Here is a 14,750-nt window from a genome sequence, read left to right as displayed (position 1 = left end):
ATGGCTGAACGCCGCCTTTTCGAAGATGTCGCCGACGCGATTCGGCGCCAGATTCTCGACGGAACCTTCCCGCCGGAAACCCGGTTGCCGGGGGAGCGTGAGCTGTCGGAGCGTTTCGAGGTGAGCCGCGTGACCATCCGCGAAGCCGAGATCGCGCTGCAGGCGACCGGGTGGATCCATATTCGCACCGGCGCGGGCGCCTATGTCGAGGCGGTCCTGCCCGGCGACAACGCGATCCTGCCGCGCGTCAGCGCCTTCGAACTCACCGAGGCGCGCTCGCTGTTCGAAGCGGAAGCCGCAGCCCTCGCCGCACCGACGATATCGGCCGAGACGCTCGACAAGCTCGAAACCCTGCTCGAGGCGATGGCCGACGAAAGCGCGAGCGAGGAAGAGATCAGTGCGATCGACCGCGAGTTTCACATGACGATCGCGGCGGCGTCGAGCAACAAGGCGATCATCCATGTGATCGAGAGCCTGTGGCGAATGCGGATGGAACTGCCCGAGGTGCGGAACAGCCATTCGCTGGTCTGCCGCAAGGATGGCAGCGCGCGCCAGGCCGAACATGCCGACGTCGTCGCGGCGCTGCGCAACCGCGATGCGACCGGCGCGCGGCTTGCCATGCGCCGCCATTTCAATCGCCTGCTCGAATCGATGCTGGACGAGACCGAGAAGCGCGCCCTCGTCGAACTGCGCCGCCAGTCCGCCGAAAGCCGCGAACGCTATTTGTTGAGCGCCAGGCTCGCCTGATGTCCGACCGGCCGCCCTCACCCGCCGCGCCCGATCTGGTCGCGGAGCTGCTGGCGGCGCGCCGCTCGGGCCGTTCGCTGCCTGCCTTTCCCGCGCCCGTCCCCGCGACGCTTGCCGAGGCCTATGCCGTGCAACAACGCCTGACCGCCGCGCTCGCAGCGCCGGTGCTCGGTTGGAAAGTCGGGCGCATTCCACCGGCGCTGATCGCGGCCCTCGGCGCGGAACGCGTCGCCGGGCCGGTGCTGCGCGTGGCCGAAATCGGGGACCAACCGGGCGCAGCATCGATCTTCGCGGGCGGCGCGGGCGCGATCGAGGCCGAGGTGATGCTCAAACTTCGCGTGGTGCCCGAAGGCCCCGTGACCGGGGGAGACGACGGCGCGGCGTGGATCGACGAGATACGCGCGGGATTCGAGGTCGCGAGCTCCCCCGCACCCGATGTCCACGACCATGCCCCCTATGGCATCGTCGCCGACCTCGGCATCAACAATGGCCTCCTGCTCGGCCCGCGGCTCGACCCCGGCGATTTCGCCGAGCTGGTCATCGAAACGCAAATCGACGGGGCGATGGTGGGAACCGGGCGCGCGATCGACGTACTCGACGGTCCCTGGGGATCGCTCGATTTCCTGGTGAATCTCCATCGGCGCGGCGTCATCCGGCTGGAACCCGGGCAATGGATATCGGCGGGCGCGATCACGGGGGTTCATCCGATCGCGGTCGGTCAGACGGCGACGGCCCGCTTCGGTTCCGCCGCGCGCATCGCCTGCATCGCCGTCGCGGAAACCGGATTCAAGCCATGATTTCAGCCCCCCGGACCGTCGCCTGTTTCGGCGAGATCGTCATGCGCGTCTCGGTTCCGCAAGGAGAATTGCCGCTGCAATCGGCGCGGTTCGATGCGCATGTCGGCGGCGCCGAGGCGAATGTCGCGGTTGCGCTTGCCGCGCTCGGGCGGCGCACGGCGATGATCAGCGCGGTCCCCGGCGGGCCGATCGGCGACGGCGTTTTGGGCGAACTGCGCCGCCACGGCGTCGACGTCGCCCCGGTGCGCCGCCCCACCGGCCGCATGGGCCTCTATTATTATCTTCCGGGCGGCCCGATGCGGCCCGGCGAGGTCATCTATGACCGTGCCGGTTCGGCTTTTGTCGAGACGAGGCCGCGCGATTGGGATTGGGACCGGTTGCTCGACGGCGTCGGCTGGCTGCATGTTTCGGGCGTCACGCCCGCGCTCGGGCCGGACAGCGCCGCAGCGACGCTCGAAGCCGTCACGCGCGCACGCGCGGCGAGGATCGGCGTGTCGTTCGACGGCAATTGGCGCGGACGCCTGTGGGAGCGCTGGCAGCCCGATCCGTCGGCGATATTGCAACCGATCGTCGCGCAGGCGACGCTGCTGTTCGGCAATCATCGCGACGCGGGGCTGCTGCTGGGCCGCGAATTTTCCGGCGATGGCGAAGACCGGCGGCGCGAAGCGGCGCTCGCGCTGCTCGATCATTTTCCGACGCTCGAATATGTCGCATCGACAGCCCGCGAGATTCTGGGCGCGGATGCCCACCAGCTGACGGCGCGCATCGATACGCGCGACGACCGGGGCGCAAGCGACCCCATTCTCGTCACACCGGTGATCGACCGGGTCGGAACCGGCGACGCCTTCGCGGCTGGCGTTCTCGATGGACTATGGGAAGGGAAGGATTTGGCGGGCGCGGCACGGCACGGCCTGGCGCTATCTGCGCTCAAACATGGGCTGCACGGCGATCTTGCGCCGTTCCCGCGGTCAACGGTTGAGAATGCCTCCTCTCTGACACGCGATATTTCACGCTGATATCAACCGGCGCGCCGATCAGGATGATCGACGAGAAACGCCGCCGTCGCGTCGAGCGCCGTGCGGCTTTCGCGGCTGGCCATCTGCGCCGGATAGGCTTGAAAGGCGTGCGACATCCCTTCGTAAAGGTCGAGGATCGCGTGCTGCCCCGCATCGGCGAGCGCGCGGTGAAGGCGCACGAAATTGCTGGGCGTGACGATCGGCAGCCGGCCGGGCGACGCCGACCGCTTCGTGAAGGACATGAGCGACTTTCTTGTCGCAGGGCTTCGCTGACCATCCGTTGATATATTCAGGCGTTCGATGGACGAAGCGGGCTAACCAGCGCCGTTTTCCCCCGGCAACCAACGCGGTGTGATCGGCGGGCGTCGATGCTATCCCATTCCATGCGATGGCCGAACACTGAACGCGGGATTCGTCGCAAACATCCTGACGCGTGGCGATGACGACCATCGCCACTGTGCCTACATCGGCGGCCACTCTTCCACATTGCGGACCGTCCCTTTCGAGGGTCGCCAGTCGGCAATCGAAAGCTTGTCCCGATCCCCCATCGCGATCACGCTTCGATACCATCCGAATGCGTGCGCCTTGTCGGTCGTCATCCAGCACGAACCGCGCTCGTGTTTCTCGTCTTCGGCGAACTTCATAAACTGGCCGACGAAATTATGGACATAATAAGTCGTGACAAAACGAACCTCATCTACCTGCTTGACGGCATTCTTCTCCCAAGCCGCGGTTTTTTCCCTGCTATACTCGCCGTAACCGTCTTTCAGCGCATCGTCTTCGAGCGTGAAAAGCTGCGTAATCGGATATTTCCCGGTGTTGCCGTCCTGATAGTAACACGCGGCATAGACGTCGGCCTGCGCGACTTGCGGAAAGGCCGCAGCGAGCGCCAGCAGAGCAATATTGGCGAATGTCCTCATCATGTCCCCCGGAATCAATTCTATCGGGCAGGATCGCCCGAGCCAACGCTTCGTCAAAGCGACCGACACACGGACGACAGGGCGCGCGCCGCGACGCCCAGTCCGAACATGCGATCGCGCTGTTCGGGACGGTCGAGTTGATCGCGGTGTAGCGACAAGCCGAAACGATTTCGAACGTCGCCGCCGATGCGGTCCGTGCCCGCCCGTCAGATTGAGAAAGCTGTCGCCCGCCGTCGCAACCGAGCTTTCCTGCCAGTTGATGAGAGGCACACCCATGTGCACCATCGTCCAGACCTTCGCCATTCCCCCTTCGAGCCTTTAAACTCCCGGTTAAAATGACGCCCCCCGGCGCGCTGCATATCCCCATTTGTAGGGTGTTCGCCGGAAGGCTAACGCTAGGAGGATGACGCAGCGCGAGTCGACAGACCAGGAGATTCCGGCAACGGCCGACTATGCTCTCGACTGGTTGAGCGATCCTGAACGCCTGCTCGCAAAGGCGCGCGCCGAACCCGATGCCCTCGAAGCCTATTTCCATGCGCTCGATGCGTCGCACGCCTTCCGCACCACCTCGCTTTTCGACGGCGATGCGCTGATCCTGGCGATCGCCGACACCGGCTCGTGCAGACTTCTGGACCCCACCGGAGCCGAAGCGCCCGACATCGCCTATGAGATCGACTGGGACGCGGTGCGAGCGATCCAACGGCAAGGGGGCGTGAAACTCGTCGAAGGGGACGTCGACAGCGGCGACGCATCCGTCATCGTCTATGTCGCGGCGCAGGAAGCGTCCTATTGGGATCTGCCCGAAGCCGTCGCTCAGGCCCTGAACGAGAACCCCGCCGAGAGAGCCTTGGTCATCGCCGCCCCGGCCATCCCCGAGCGGCCCTTGCGAAGAGCCTGCCGCTCATTCGGAATGAGCGGCCTCGAGACACGCATCATCGAGGCAAGCTTGCGCGAGGGGAATATCCGAAGGGCCGCCGCCGCGATGGAAATCAGCTATACGACCGCGCGCGCGGCGATCTCGTCGGCGCTCGCAAAGAGCGGCGCGCGGCGAATCCCCGGATTGCTATATCGATTGTCGCTCCTCGCCTTCGGCGTCTTCCCGGCGGGCGATGCGGCGCCGGCGATCCTTGTCGACCGTTGGGGCCTGAAACCCAGACAGGCGCAAATCGCCATGCTGCTGGCTCAGGGCATGACCCGGGCCGAGACGGCACGGGCCCTCAGCCTCTCCGAAGCCACGGTCAAGAAGCAGACCGACATCGTCTTTCAGACCCTTGGCGTGTCGAGCGCGGCGGAAATGGCCCGATCGATCAGTATCGCCACCGTGGCCCAGGCGCTCGTAAGCGCCAGCCACGGGCGCATGAGCTGGCTCGACAGCAACGCCGAGCCGCTCCGCATCCTTCATTCCGACGATGGCCGGCGTATCGCCATCTCGGAATATGGTCACCCGAAAGGACGCCCACTGGTGATCCTTCACAGCAGCATGACGACACGGCACCCGCCACGGCATTTGGTGGCGAAGCTCGTGGACGCAGGCTTCCGCATTCTCGCGATCGACCGGCCGGGCTTCGGATTGACCGATCCATCACCCACCCCTGCGGGGGACGGCGATGCCGACCCTTTTGCGGCCGCGGCTCACGATATGGCGACGGTGTTCGACACGTTGCGGATCGCGCGAGCGGATATCGTCGGCCGCGGCGGCGCGCAGGCGGCGGTCGCGTTCGCCGGCCTTTACCCCGAACGCTGCGGCAAGGTCGTCCTCGTCAATCCCGATCCGATCTCGGCCCGCGACGAACGCCGCTGGGGGGTACTCGGCTCGTTCAAGGAAGCCTATCGGCAGAGGCCCGGACTGATCCTTCCCGCGGCGCGTCTGTTGGCGCGCGCCATGACGCGTGAATATCTCGGCAAGGCGCTGCAAAAGGCGATGCGGGGGAGCCCGCCCGACGAGGCCGCGCTCGAAAACGAGCAGGTGATCGACGATTATTATCGCGCTGTCCGAATGCTCGCGACGGGCAGGCTCGAAGGCTATGTGCGCGAGCAAATCTATTTCGCGCGCGGCAAAACCGTGGATTATCCAGTAAACGGCGCCGACTGGTCGGTGCTGATCGGCGCGCATGACACTTTGTCCAACCCCGCCTCGGTCCGATCCTATTGGGAAGAGATTCTGCCGCAGGCCGAATTTGAAACCTTGCCGGAGCACGGGCGCCTTCTAGCCTATGCCGACCCGGAGCTGATCGTCCGCCGATTGACGGCGTAGCCATCGCCGCCACCGCAATCGATGGCCACGAAAATCGCCCGCAAAGACTCAGCCTTTCATCCAGCCCAAGACAGTCTCGGCACAGCCGGTTTCTGACCACCCACCGGAAATCGCCGCCCGGGGGCGCCATCCTTATATTTATTGAATTATATCAATATATTAATTTTCGCAGTACGGCGCACTCTACGAAGATGAGCAATATAGTTTCGCGATGGTACTTTATAGCTCGCCGACGAGATCGGGCGCTTCGGGGCGATGCCAATCGCATCCGGCTCCTCAAGGATCTTCCATGCGCCCCGGAGGCCTGTGTCTCCGCCTCCGGTGACGATCGCTGGCGCGGGCCCCAGGCCTTGCGCAGAATGCTTTGAAGGTTTCCGCCCGACTCTATACGGGCACCGGATTGGTTGCTTCCATCGCCTCGCGCTCGGTTTCCGCGCCGAGCCGTTCGCATGAACGGCAGATCGTCAGGATTTTGAATTACAATGAATTATCGCCATAGCTTCCATGCTGGCAATAGCGCCGATGTCGTAAAGCACAGCCTGCTGATCGCCCTTGTGCGGGCCTTGCAGCAAAAACAGGGCGCGCTGACCCTGATCGACACCCATGCCGGCTGCGGGCTGTACGACCTTGGCGGCGACGAGGCGAAGCGCACCGGCGAGGCCACACAGGGCGTGCTGCGGGCCTTTGCCGACCCGAACCCCTTGCTGGACGACTACCGCGCCGCCGTACAGGCGGTGAACGCCGGGGCCGAGCCTCGTCTCTACCCCGGATCGCCGCGCTTCTTGGCGCAGCTTTTGCGTCCGCAGGATTTTCTGATCCTGAACGAGAAGCATCCCGAAGACGCCTATGCCCTGCGCGGCGCGATGCGCGACACATCCGCCGCCGTGCATCAGCGCGACGCCTACGAGCTTTGGCTGGCGATGCTGCCGCCCCGCACCGCGCGCGGCGTGGTAGTGGTCGACCCGCCGTATGAGCAGACCGATGAACGCGCCCGTATCACCGCCACCCTCGCCGCGGCTATCCGCAAATGGGCGCATGGCGTGACGGTGATCTGGTATCCGCTGAAAGACCGCGCCACGCATGTGCGGTGGAAGGCTCAGCTACGTAAGCTCGGCATCCCGAAGTTTCTGGTGGTGGAGCATTGGTTGTACGATAGCGATCAGCCCGACATCTATAACGGCGCCGGCCTTTTCATCGTCAACCCGCCCTACGCCTTCACACAGGCGCTGCCGCCTCTACTGGAAGCTCTGCGCGCCGCGCTGGCGCCGGAAGGGCATAGGGGAAAGGTCGCAGCCGATTGGTTGGGCGATTAAGATAAACCCTCATCTTCCCCTTCCTGGTCCCTCCGCTCTGGCGTGAGCGACCAGGAACGGGCGCAAGCTTCGTCCAATGCATTTTGACTGGTTTGCAATCGCACGTTGGGCGGCAATATCGCGCTATAGCGCACAATCTGCGGAATGGTGCGCCCGACAGGATTCGAACCTGTGGCCCCCAGATTAGGAATCTGATGCTCTATCCTGCTGAGCTACGGGCGCGCCGGCGCTCGTTTAGCGGCGGGGAGCGCGCAGCGTCAATCGCGATCAATGGGCCGCGTCGGGAGGGACGATCGGCACGAGCAGCGGCATCGCCGCGATGCCGTCGTCGTGCAGGTCCCGGGCTTCCTCGGGCGAAGCCTGGCCGTGGATCAGATCCTCGGCCGCGCGCCCTTCGTGCATCGCGCGCGCCGCGGCGGCGAAATCGCGGCCGACCCAGCGCGACTGCGGCAGCATCTCGGCCTGCTTCGCCGCGATCTCGGCCAGCACCTTGCGCACCAGTTCGGGGGAAGGCTCCGCGGCATTGGCGGGGGGAGCGGCAGGCGCCGCGACTGCCTGGTTCGATTTCGCGCCGACGCGCGGTGCCATCACCGCCTTCTTCACCTCGGCATCGCCGCAGACCGGGCAGGCGATCAGCCCGCGCGCCTGCTGGTCGGCGAAGCTGTCGCTGCTCGCGAACCACGCCTCGAACCGGTGCTCGCCGGCGGCGCAGCAGAGGTCGAAGACGATCATCTCAATCGGCTTTCAGCAGCGCGTCGAGCTCGCCCTTGGCCTCGAGCGCGGCGAGGTCGTCGCTGCCGCCGACATGCCGGTCGTCGATGAAGATCTGCGGCACGGTGCGCCCGCCGTTCGCGCGCGCGACCATCGCCTCCTGGCCGGCGCGATCCATCGTCACGTCGATTTCGCGATAAGCGGCGCCCTTGCGGTCGAGCAGCGCCTTGGCGCGCGCGCAATAGCCGCAAAAGGCCTTCGTATAGATTTCGATCGTCGCCATATGGCTATCCTGCCGTCCTTTCGTCCCCGATATCGGAATCCAACGACGCAAAGTCAAATATGTTGCTCGTCATCAGCGCATCGGGGACGACGCGCGCCCAGCTCAGCGCCGAAATGCGTGCCGCGCCGCTGCGCCGAAGTGCCCGCGCCGCCGCGCGCAGCGTCGCCCCGCTCGCATGGACATCATCGACCAGCACCAGATGCCGTCCCGCCGCCCGCGCCCGCGCATCGGGCGCGAGCGCGAAGGCGCCCGCGACGATCCGCTCGCGCTCGCGCCGTCCCTTGCCGCGCAGCACCGCCGTCGCCCTCGCCCGGATCAGCAGGTGCGGGTCGTGCGCGGCGCCGGTCAGCCGCGCCAGCGCCTCGGCGACCAGCGCCGCCTGGTTGAAGCCGCGCGACCAGAGCCGCCAGCGGTGGAGCGGCACCGGGACCAGCAGCATCTTCTCGCTGCTGCCAAGCGCCGCCAGCGGCCGCGCCATCAATTGCGCCATCAGCCGCGCGTGCCCGGTGCGCCGCCCATATTTGAGGCGCAGCGCGACGGTGCGCGCGACGGGGCCGTATGCGACCGCCGCGGGCGCGCCGTCGAACGGCGGCGCATCGGCCATGCACGCGCCGCATTCGACCGCGCCGCCCGGCAGCGCGGTCGGCAGCGGAATCGAGCAGCGCGCGCAGGCGGAGCCGTCGAGGAAGTGCAGCGACGACCAGCACGTCAGGCAGAATTGGCGGTCCTCGCCGACGATCACGCCGCATCCGGGGCAGCGCGGCGGCAGCGCATAATCGACGGCGGCGCGCCCGGCCGTTCGTAAAAAGCGAAACAGCGCCTGCCCTGCGTTGCTGTCCGTCGCGCCGGGCACGTCGATTGCGGCATCCCCGGCGACCATCGTCATGTCGTCCCCCATGTCGCGACTTGTGCCGCATCGCCGGGGGGGGCACAAGCGCGCGCATGTCGCAGCCCTCGCCGCTTTTCTCTCCCGCCCGCCACGCCGCGCAGCGCGACCGCATGGCGCGCCTGCCCATCACCGCCAATTTCCTCGCGCCGATCATCGCCGAAACCTTGCTCGACCGCTTGTCGATGGTCACACGGAGCTTTGCGCGCACCCTGCTGATCGGGGCCCACGACGCGGCGCTGGCCGCGCATCTGCGCGGGGCCGGAACCGACCTCACCTTGTTCGAAGCGGGGTCGCGGCTGGCCGCAGCGACAGGCGCGCTCGTCGGCGAGGTCGATGCGATCGACCTGCCGCTGGCGAGCTTCGACCTGATCGTCTGGCCCGGCGGTCTCGAGGCGGTGAACGACGTCCCCGGCGCGCTCGTCCGCCTCCGCGCGCTGCTCGCGCCCGACGGTCTGCTCCTCGGCGCTTTCGTCGGCGACGGCAGCCTGCCGCGCCAGCGCCGCGCGGTGATGAGCGATGGCGTGCGGCCGATCGCACGGCTGCATCCGCAGATCGACCTGGCATCGATGGGCAATCTGCTCCAGCGCACCGGCTTCGCGCTGCCGGTGGTCGACGTCGACGCGCTGACCGTGCGCTATGGCGACTGGTTCGCGCTTGTCCGCGACCTGCGCGCCGCCGGCCTGTCGAGCCGCCTCTCGCCCGCCCCGCCGTCACTGACGCGCGACGAAGCGGCCCGGATCGCCGCCACCTTCGCCGCGCAGGCCGATCCCGACGGGCGCGTCGCCGAAACTTTCCGCCTGATCCACTTCAGCGGTTGGGCGCCGCACCCCGATCAGCCGAAACCCGCGCGGCGCGGCAGCGGATCGGCTTCGCTCGCGGCAGCGTTAAGACCGGGAGGTTGAAAATAACCTCACGCAAAGGCACGAAGAGGGGAGGAGAACAACTTACCGCTGATTTGAACCCATCGAACTATCGTTGCGATCACAAATGCCGGACTTCGTCCGGCTTTCATCCCATTCCGCATTACAAATCGACAGCTGTTCGGACAGGACCGCCCTCTTTGTGTCTTTATGTGAGATAATGTCTTCTTCGCGCCTTTGCGCCTTTGCGTGAGATTATCTTCCCTAAACCAACGCCTCGATCAGCCCGATCAGCGGCAGATCGGCGGGCGGCATGGCGAGGCCGTGCAGTTCGACGGGCCGCACCCAGCGCAGCGCGCTCGCGTGCATCGCCCGCGGCGTCCCGCGCCATTTGCGGCAAACGTAGAGCAACAGCAGCAGATGCCGGTCGCCCAGCGTATCGCTTGCGAAACAGGCGGGCGCAAGGCAGCTATGATCGACGTCGATCGCCAGTTCCTCGGCCAGCTCGCGGATCAGCGCATGTTCGGGGGTCTCGCCGGGTTCGATCTTGCCGCCCGGAAACTCCCACAATCCCGCCATCGGCTTGCCGCCCGGACGTTGCTGGACGAGCAGCCGCCCGTCGCGATCGACGAGCGCCGCGGCGACGACGGTGAGGATGGAAACTGCGGTATTTCCCGCCTTGGACACGGACAAATTATTAACCCTCCTGTGCGACCCTCGAAAGCCTCGGGAACTATAACTTCAGTCAGGGGCGGAACAATGAACAAGATTCAGGGGCTGCTGCGGTCGACCAGAGCCGCGACAGCCGTCGAATATGGCCTGATACTGGCCTTGATCTTTATTGTTGCGATGGGCGCGATCAGCGCCGTCGGAACCTCGGCCATCACCATGTGGAACAAGATTTCTTCGAACACAGGCGAGGTGCTGTAAGCGGCCGGCTGTCCGGCAACGGGACTCGACCAGGCTTTTGCGGGGGCGGGCCATTAAGATTTTCAAAACCTATTTCACCTACATCCCAACCGTTGACCCAGACCAGACCGTCAACAGGGTAAGTGAAGCATCAGGAGACCAGTCATGAAATTCTTCAAGAAATTCGCCCGCGACACCAAGGCCGCGACCGCCATCGAATATGGCCTGATCGCCGCTCTGATCGCCGTCGCCGGCATCACCGCGATGGGCGCCGTCGGCAACGGCGTGAAAGGTACGTTCGATAACGTTGCGACCAACCTTGGTCAGGCATCGACCCAGTAAGAAACAGCTATCTGCATAGATAGTCAAAAGAGAAGGGCGGTGGACTGGGTTCCGCCGCCCTTCTTCTTTGGCCCGCCGAATACTGGTCAGCGGCTGGCGTAAACCACGATCTTGACCTTCTGTCCCGGCGTCAGCCGGCTCGACGCGGTCAGGCGGTTGAGCACCTGGAACCGCTCGGTCTGATAATCGCTATAGGCCATGCGCCGGGCCAGCGTCGCAACCGTGTCGCCACGACCCACCGTGACGACATCGACCCGCCGCGGCCGGATCGCCGCCGCTTCGCTCGCATTCAGGCGCCGGACGCTGCCCAACATCGAATTAAAGACGCCCGCACCGCCCGCTTTCGTCAGCGTCACGAAATGGAAGGCGCTGCTCCGCGAAAATTCATAGGCAAAGACGGTGACGTCGACCTGCCCCGACTGGGTGTTGGCGCGCGCGACCGAATAATAAGCGGGAATCCCGTTCACCGTCGTGCGCTGAACGCTGCTCGGGCTCAGCGATGCATTGCCCGCCACCGCCTTGAACGCCGCCGCGATATAGGCGTTCATGTCGCCATTATAGGCCGCGGTCGTGAATTGCGCCTGCCCGCCGTTGCCGCTCACCGAAACCGCGTCGGCGGCGTTCTGCATGCCATAGCCGTTCGGCACGGTGAATTTGAGCCGGAGGGCGGGGTGCAGGAAATCGCGCCCCTCGATCACCCCCTGCGCGGGATCGTCGCCATAGAGCACCCCGTCGACCGAGGCGAGAAAGGCATCGGCGTTGCGCACGCCGCCGCGCCCGACCTTCGCCGCGAGGCTTTCGGCGTTGCGGACGCGCGAGGCGGGGTCGGGGTGGGTGCTCGCCCATTCGGGAATCGACCGCGCGTCGCCGCCTGACAATCGCGCCTCGAGATTGGTCTGGTTGGCAAGGCTCGCGAGCATCGTCGACAGCGCCAGCGGGTCGTAGCCCGCCTTCTTCAGATATTGGACGCCGAGCTGATCGGCCTCAAGCTCCTGCCCGCGCGAAAAGCCGAGCGTCGCGAGCTGCGCCGCCTGCATCGCATTATTCTGGAGCAGGCCGCCGAGGCCGCCGAGCAACCCGCCATTGTCGCCGATCGCGCCGCCGATCACCGCGCCGAGCACGCCGAGAATCGTGTTCCGCGTCGCCGCCTTCTGCCTTTTCTTGCTGTGCTGCGCGGCGACGTGGCCGACCTCGTGCCCCAGCACGCCCGCGAGCTCGGCCTCGTCGTTCATCAGCGCCATGAGCTGGCGCGTGACATAGACATAACCGCCGGGGATCGCGAAGGCGTTGTTAACCGGCGAGTTGAGTAGAGTGACGGTGAAGTCCTTCGGCGAGCGCGACAGGCCCGACTGGACCGCGATATTCTGCCCGATCCGGTTCACATAGGCCGCCTGCGGGCCGGCATAGGCGCCGCCGAATTCGGCGAGAAGCTGCGGATGCGCCTCGTCGCCCTGCTTGCGTTCGGCGGGCGTGATGTTGGTCTGGGTCCGGATCGCCTTCAATTGCGCGTCGGCGGCGCCGGTGAAAGCGAACGCCGAAAGCGCGAATGCCGCCGCCAGTCTGTATTTCGTCTTCCGCATCGTCAACGGCCTCCCACATGAACCTCGTCATTGCGAGCGGAGCGAAGCAATCCAGAGCGGTTTACGCCTGCTCTGGATTGCCGCGTCGCCTTCGGCTCCTCGCAACGACGATTCCAACCAACGACATCTCGTTCCGGTTCCCCCGCTCAGCCCCGTCCCATCGCGAGGAACTTCTCCTCGCGCGCATCGAGCAGTGCTTCACGCGGCAATCCGGCCAGCGAATCGAGCTCTTCGGCAATCGCATCGCCGAGCGACCGGATCGCGGCTTCGGGCGCGCGGTGCGCGCCGCCGACGGGCTCGGGGACGATGCGGTCGATGACCTTCAGCCCCAGCAGATCCTGCGCCGACATCTTCATCGCGGTCGCGGCATCGGCCGCCTTGTCCGACGTGCGCCACAGGATCGACGCACAGCCTTCGGGGGAGATCACCGAATAGACGGCGTGCTCGAACATCAGCACGCGGTTCGCCGCGGCGAGCGCGATCGCGCCGCCCGACCCGCCCTCGCCGACGATCGCCGCAACCATCGGCACGCCCAGGGCGAGGCATTGCTCGGTCGAGCGCGCGATCGCCTCGGCCTGCCCGCGCTCCTCGGCCTGGATGCCGGGAAAGGCGCCCGACGTGTCGACCAGCGTCACCACCGGCAACCCGAAACGGTCGGCAAGCTGCATCAGGCGGATCGCCTTCCGATAGCCCTCGGGCTTCGCCATGCCGAAATTATGCTTCATGCGCGACGGGATATCATCGCCCTTTTCATGGCCGATCACCATCACGCGGCGGCCGCGAAAGCGCGCGAGCCCGCCGAGGATCGCCTGATCGTCGCCGAAATTGCGGTCGCCGGCCAGCGGCATCCAGTCGTCGAACATATCCGCGACATAATGTTTGAAATGCGGCCGGTCGGGATGGCGCGCGACCTGCGTCTTCTGCCACGGGGTCAGCTTCGAATAGATGTCGCGCAGCAATTTCGAGGACTTGTCCTCCAGCCGCGCGATGTCGCCGTCGATGTTGAGCGAGGGATCGTCCCCCATCTCGCGCAGTTCGGCGATCTGCCGATCGAGCGCCGCGACCTGTTTCTCGAAATCCAGAAAGGCTGTCATAGGGGAGCGCTAATGCGAAGGCCGGGCGAGGTCAACGCCTGACCCGATGCCAACGCCGATGCCCCATAGCGAACGGGTTTTTACTGCTCGTCCCTTTGCGCCCCCATCTGCGCCAGCGGATGCCGCCGGTTCACCAGCTCGACCAGCCGCCTGCTGTCGACATGCGTATAGACTTCGGTCGTCGCGATGTCGGCATGACCGAGCATCAGTTGCAGCGCGCGCAAATCCGCCCCACCCTCCAGCAGGTGCGTGGCGAAGGCATGGCGCAGCACATGCGGACTGATCGCGGCCGGATCGATCCCGGCGCGCGCCGCGAGTTCGCGCAGCATCTGGAACAGCCGCACGCGCGTGAGATGCGCCTTTCCCGACGGAAAGAGCCAAGGCGAACCGTCCGCGACCAGCGGCAGCCAGCGGTCGAGGCACGCGCGTGCGCGCTCGGATAGCGGCACCAGCCTTTCCTTGTCGCCCTTCCCCCGAATGATCAGAAACTCGCGCCTGCCCGCGACCGCGCGGCGCGGCAGCGACACGAGCTCGCTCGCGCGCAACCCCGACCCGTAGAGAAGTTCGAGCAACAGCAGCATCCGCACCGCCGGCGCGGGCGGCGCTTCGCCTCCCGCTTCCTCGCCCGCCTGCGCGAACAGCCGCTCGACATCGTCGTGCGTCAGGATGCGCGGCAAGGGCCGCCGCGTCGCCGGGCGCGCAATGTCGAGCGCGGGGTTGTCGGCGCGCTCGCCCTCGTCGAGCAGGAAGGCGAAGAATTGCCGCAGCGCCGACAATTTGCGCGCCGCACTGCTCGCCGCGAGCGCCGCATAGCCCGCCATAAGCGCGCGCAGATCGTCGGCCCCCGCCTCGCCCAGCGACCCGCGCACCCTCTCCGCCGCCTGCTCCAGATCGCGCTTATAGGCCGCGAGCGTATTCCGCGACGCCCCGCGCTCGGCCGCCATCATTTCCAGAAAGCGGTCGATCAGGATGCTGTCAGACATGATCGTCTCTCTCCGTCGTCATTGCGAGGAGCGTAGCGACGAAGCAATCTCC

The 14,750-nt window shown here is 66.1% G+C and carries 17 protein-coding genes and 1 tRNA gene; 8 read left to right on the top strand and 10 right to left on the bottom strand.

The window, feature by feature from the left end:
* Genes VHO04_RS05695 through VHO04_RS05685 form a run of 3 tightly spaced genes read left to right on the top strand, consistent with a single transcriptional unit; the run spans position 1 to position 2,560 of the window.
* Complete coding sequence (locus VHO04_RS05695) at positions 1 to 747, top strand: FadR/GntR family transcriptional regulator (protein ID WP_329627400.1); 747 nt, start codon at positions 1 to 3, stop codon at positions 745 to 747.
* Positions 747 to 1,544, top strand: coding sequence for a 2-keto-4-pentenoate hydratase (locus tag VHO04_RS05690; RefSeq protein WP_329627399.1), 798 nt, complete (start codon positions 747 to 749; stop codon positions 1,542 to 1,544). Before VHO04_RS05695 ends, VHO04_RS05690 begins: the two co-directional genes overlap by 1 nt.
* On the top strand, positions 1,541 to 2,560 hold the full coding sequence (locus VHO04_RS05685; RefSeq protein ID WP_329627398.1) for a sugar kinase: 1,020 nt from the start codon (positions 1,541 to 1,543) through the stop codon (positions 2,558 to 2,560). The genes VHO04_RS05690 and VHO04_RS05685 overlap by 4 nt, the downstream gene beginning before the upstream one ends.
* A 2-nt stretch (positions 2,561 to 2,562) precedes the next feature.
* Here the strand turns inward: VHO04_RS05685 and VHO04_RS05680 are convergent, their stop codons facing one another.
* Both VHO04_RS05680 and VHO04_RS05675 read right to left on the bottom strand, forming a co-directional pair.
* On the bottom strand, positions 2,563 to 2,802 hold the full coding sequence (locus VHO04_RS05680; protein WP_329627397.1) for a hypothetical protein: 240 nt from the start codon (positions 2,800 to 2,802) through the stop codon (positions 2,563 to 2,565).
* Positions 2,803 to 3,021: 219 nt separating this feature from the next.
* On the bottom strand, positions 3,022 to 3,483 hold the full coding sequence (locus VHO04_RS05675) for a hypothetical protein (RefSeq protein WP_329627396.1): 462 nt from the start codon (positions 3,481 to 3,483) through the stop codon (positions 3,022 to 3,024).
* A gap of 400 nt (positions 3,484 to 3,883) precedes the next feature.
* Here VHO04_RS05675 and VHO04_RS05670 point away from each other — a divergent pair, with 400 nt between their 5' ends.
* Together VHO04_RS05670 and VHO04_RS05665 are read left to right on the top strand one after the other, a co-directional pair.
* Positions 3,884 to 5,734, top strand: a complete 1,851-nt coding sequence (locus VHO04_RS05670) for an alpha/beta fold hydrolase (RefSeq protein WP_329627395.1) — start codon at positions 3,884 to 3,886, stop codon at positions 5,732 to 5,734.
* Positions 5,735 to 6,216: 482 nt separating this feature from the next.
* On the top strand, positions 6,217 to 7,047 hold the full coding sequence (locus VHO04_RS05665) for a 23S rRNA (adenine(2030)-N(6))-methyltransferase RlmJ (RefSeq protein WP_329627394.1): 831 nt from the start codon (positions 6,217 to 6,219) through the stop codon (positions 7,045 to 7,047).
* Positions 7,048 to 7,192: 145 nt separating this feature from the next.
* On the opposite strand, the gene VHO04_RS05660 is transcribed toward VHO04_RS05665, so the two are convergent.
* The 4 genes from VHO04_RS05660 to VHO04_RS05645 form a co-directional block, all read right to left on the bottom strand.
* Positions 7,193 to 7,269 (bottom strand) — tRNA-Arg (locus VHO04_RS05660).
* A 45-nt stretch (positions 7,270 to 7,314) separates the two neighbouring features.
* Complete coding sequence (locus VHO04_RS05655; protein WP_329627393.1) at positions 7,315 to 7,779, bottom strand: DUF1178 family protein; 465 nt, start codon at positions 7,777 to 7,779, stop codon at positions 7,315 to 7,317.
* Between the two features lies 1 nt (position 7,780).
* Complete coding sequence (gene grxC, locus VHO04_RS05650) at positions 7,781 to 8,041, bottom strand: glutaredoxin 3 (protein WP_329627392.1); 261 nt, start codon at positions 8,039 to 8,041, stop codon at positions 7,781 to 7,783.
* A 4-nt stretch (positions 8,042 to 8,045) separates the two neighbouring features.
* On the bottom strand, positions 8,046 to 8,921 hold the full coding sequence (locus VHO04_RS05645) for a double zinc ribbon domain-containing protein (RefSeq protein WP_414713085.1): 876 nt from the start codon (positions 8,919 to 8,921) through the stop codon (positions 8,046 to 8,048).
* A 62-nt stretch (positions 8,922 to 8,983) separates the two neighbouring features.
* On the opposite strand from VHO04_RS05645, the gene VHO04_RS05640 reads away from it, so the two are divergent.
* Positions 8,984 to 9,832 (top strand): methyltransferase domain-containing protein, encoded by an 849-nt coding sequence (locus VHO04_RS05640; RefSeq protein ID WP_329627390.1) that lies wholly within the window; start codon positions 8,984 to 8,986, stop codon positions 9,830 to 9,832.
* A 222-nt stretch (positions 9,833 to 10,054) separates the two neighbouring features.
* On the opposite strand, the gene VHO04_RS05635 is transcribed toward VHO04_RS05640, so the two are convergent.
* Positions 10,055 to 10,483: a (deoxy)nucleoside triphosphate pyrophosphohydrolase gene (locus VHO04_RS05635; RefSeq protein ID WP_329627389.1), complete on the bottom strand. Its 429-nt coding sequence runs from the start codon at positions 10,481 to 10,483 to the stop codon at positions 10,055 to 10,057.
* 66 nt (positions 10,484 to 10,549) lie between these two features.
* Between VHO04_RS05635 and VHO04_RS05630 the strand changes: the two genes are divergently transcribed.
* Both VHO04_RS05630 and VHO04_RS05625 read left to right on the top strand, forming a co-directional pair.
* Positions 10,550 to 10,720, top strand: a complete 171-nt coding sequence (locus VHO04_RS05630; protein ID WP_329627388.1) for a Flp family type IVb pilin — start codon at positions 10,550 to 10,552, stop codon at positions 10,718 to 10,720.
* A 144-nt stretch (positions 10,721 to 10,864) separates the two neighbouring features.
* Positions 10,865 to 11,041 (top strand): Flp family type IVb pilin, encoded by a 177-nt coding sequence (locus VHO04_RS05625; protein ID WP_329627387.1) that lies wholly within the window; start codon positions 10,865 to 10,867, stop codon positions 11,039 to 11,041.
* Between the two features lie 86 nt (positions 11,042 to 11,127).
* On the opposite strand, the gene VHO04_RS05620 is transcribed toward VHO04_RS05625, so the two are convergent.
* From VHO04_RS05620 to VHO04_RS05610, 3 genes are all read right to left on the bottom strand, one after another.
* Complete coding sequence (locus tag VHO04_RS05620) at positions 11,128 to 12,621, bottom strand: M48 family metalloprotease (RefSeq protein ID WP_329627386.1); 1,494 nt, start codon at positions 12,619 to 12,621, stop codon at positions 11,128 to 11,130.
* 146 nt (positions 12,622 to 12,767) lie between these two features.
* The gene (locus VHO04_RS05615) at positions 12,768 to 13,715 is read right to left on the bottom strand and encodes an acetyl-CoA carboxylase carboxyltransferase subunit alpha (RefSeq protein WP_329627385.1); all 948 of its coding nucleotides are present in this window, start codon (positions 13,713 to 13,715) and stop codon (positions 12,768 to 12,770) included.
* An 80-nt stretch (positions 13,716 to 13,795) separates the two neighbouring features.
* Positions 13,796 to 14,698, bottom strand: coding sequence for a tyrosine recombinase (locus VHO04_RS05610; RefSeq protein WP_329627384.1), 903 nt, complete (start codon positions 14,696 to 14,698; stop codon positions 13,796 to 13,798).
* Positions 14,699 to 14,750: the final 52 nt, after the last annotated feature.

Source organism: Sphingopyxis sp. (assembly GCF_036261875.1).
In the GTDB taxonomy this organism is placed as follows: Bacteria; Pseudomonadota; Alphaproteobacteria; order Sphingomonadales; family Sphingomonadaceae; genus Sphingopyxis.
The sequence above is the reverse complement of the archived record's forward strand: the minus strand, read 5'-3'. Positions and strand labels throughout refer to the sequence as shown.

Coding starts and splice junctions, on each gene's coding strand:
- VHO04_RS05620 (WP_329627386.1), bottom strand. CDS start 12,621: ATGCGGAAGACGAAATACAGACTGGCGGCGGCATTCGCGCTTTCGGCG.
- VHO04_RS05655 (WP_329627393.1), bottom strand. CDS start 7,779: ATGATCGTCTTCGACCTCTGCTGCGCCGCCGGCGAGCACCGGTTCGAG.
- VHO04_RS05675 (WP_329627396.1), bottom strand. CDS start 3,483: ATGATGAGGACATTCGCCAATATTGCTCTGCTGGCGCTCGCTGCGGCC.
- VHO04_RS05695 (WP_329627400.1), top strand. CDS start 1: ATGGCTGAACGCCGCCTTTTCGAAGATGTCGCCGACGCGATTCGGCGC.
- VHO04_RS05610 (WP_329627384.1), bottom strand. CDS start 14,698: ATGTCTGACAGCATCCTGATCGACCGCTTTCTGGAAATGATGGCGGCC.
- VHO04_RS05615 (WP_329627385.1), bottom strand. CDS start 13,715: ATGACAGCCTTTCTGGATTTCGAGAAACAGGTCGCGGCGCTCGATCGG.
- VHO04_RS05690 (WP_329627399.1), top strand. CDS start 747: ATGTCCGACCGGCCGCCCTCACCCGCCGCGCCCGATCTGGTCGCGGAG.
- VHO04_RS05685 (WP_329627398.1), top strand. CDS start 1,541: ATGATTTCAGCCCCCCGGACCGTCGCCTGTTTCGGCGAGATCGTCATG.
- VHO04_RS05625 (WP_329627387.1), top strand. CDS start 10,865: ATGAAATTCTTCAAGAAATTCGCCCGCGACACCAAGGCCGCGACCGCC.
- VHO04_RS05670 (WP_329627395.1), top strand. CDS start 3,884: ATGACGCAGCGCGAGTCGACAGACCAGGAGATTCCGGCAACGGCCGAC.
- VHO04_RS05640 (WP_329627390.1), top strand. CDS start 8,984: ATGTCGCAGCCCTCGCCGCTTTTCTCTCCCGCCCGCCACGCCGCGCAG.
- VHO04_RS05630 (WP_329627388.1), top strand. CDS start 10,550: ATGAACAAGATTCAGGGGCTGCTGCGGTCGACCAGAGCCGCGACAGCC.
- grxC (WP_329627392.1), bottom strand. CDS start 8,041: ATGGCGACGATCGAAATCTATACGAAGGCCTTTTGCGGCTATTGCGCG.
- VHO04_RS05645 (WP_414713085.1), bottom strand. CDS start 8,921: ATGGTCGCCGGGGATGCCGCAATCGACGTGCCCGGCGCGACGGACAGC.
- VHO04_RS05665 (WP_329627394.1), top strand. CDS start 6,217: ATGAATTATCGCCATAGCTTCCATGCTGGCAATAGCGCCGATGTCGTA.
- VHO04_RS05680 (WP_329627397.1), bottom strand. CDS start 2,802: ATGTCCTTCACGAAGCGGTCGGCGTCGCCCGGCCGGCTGCCGATCGTC.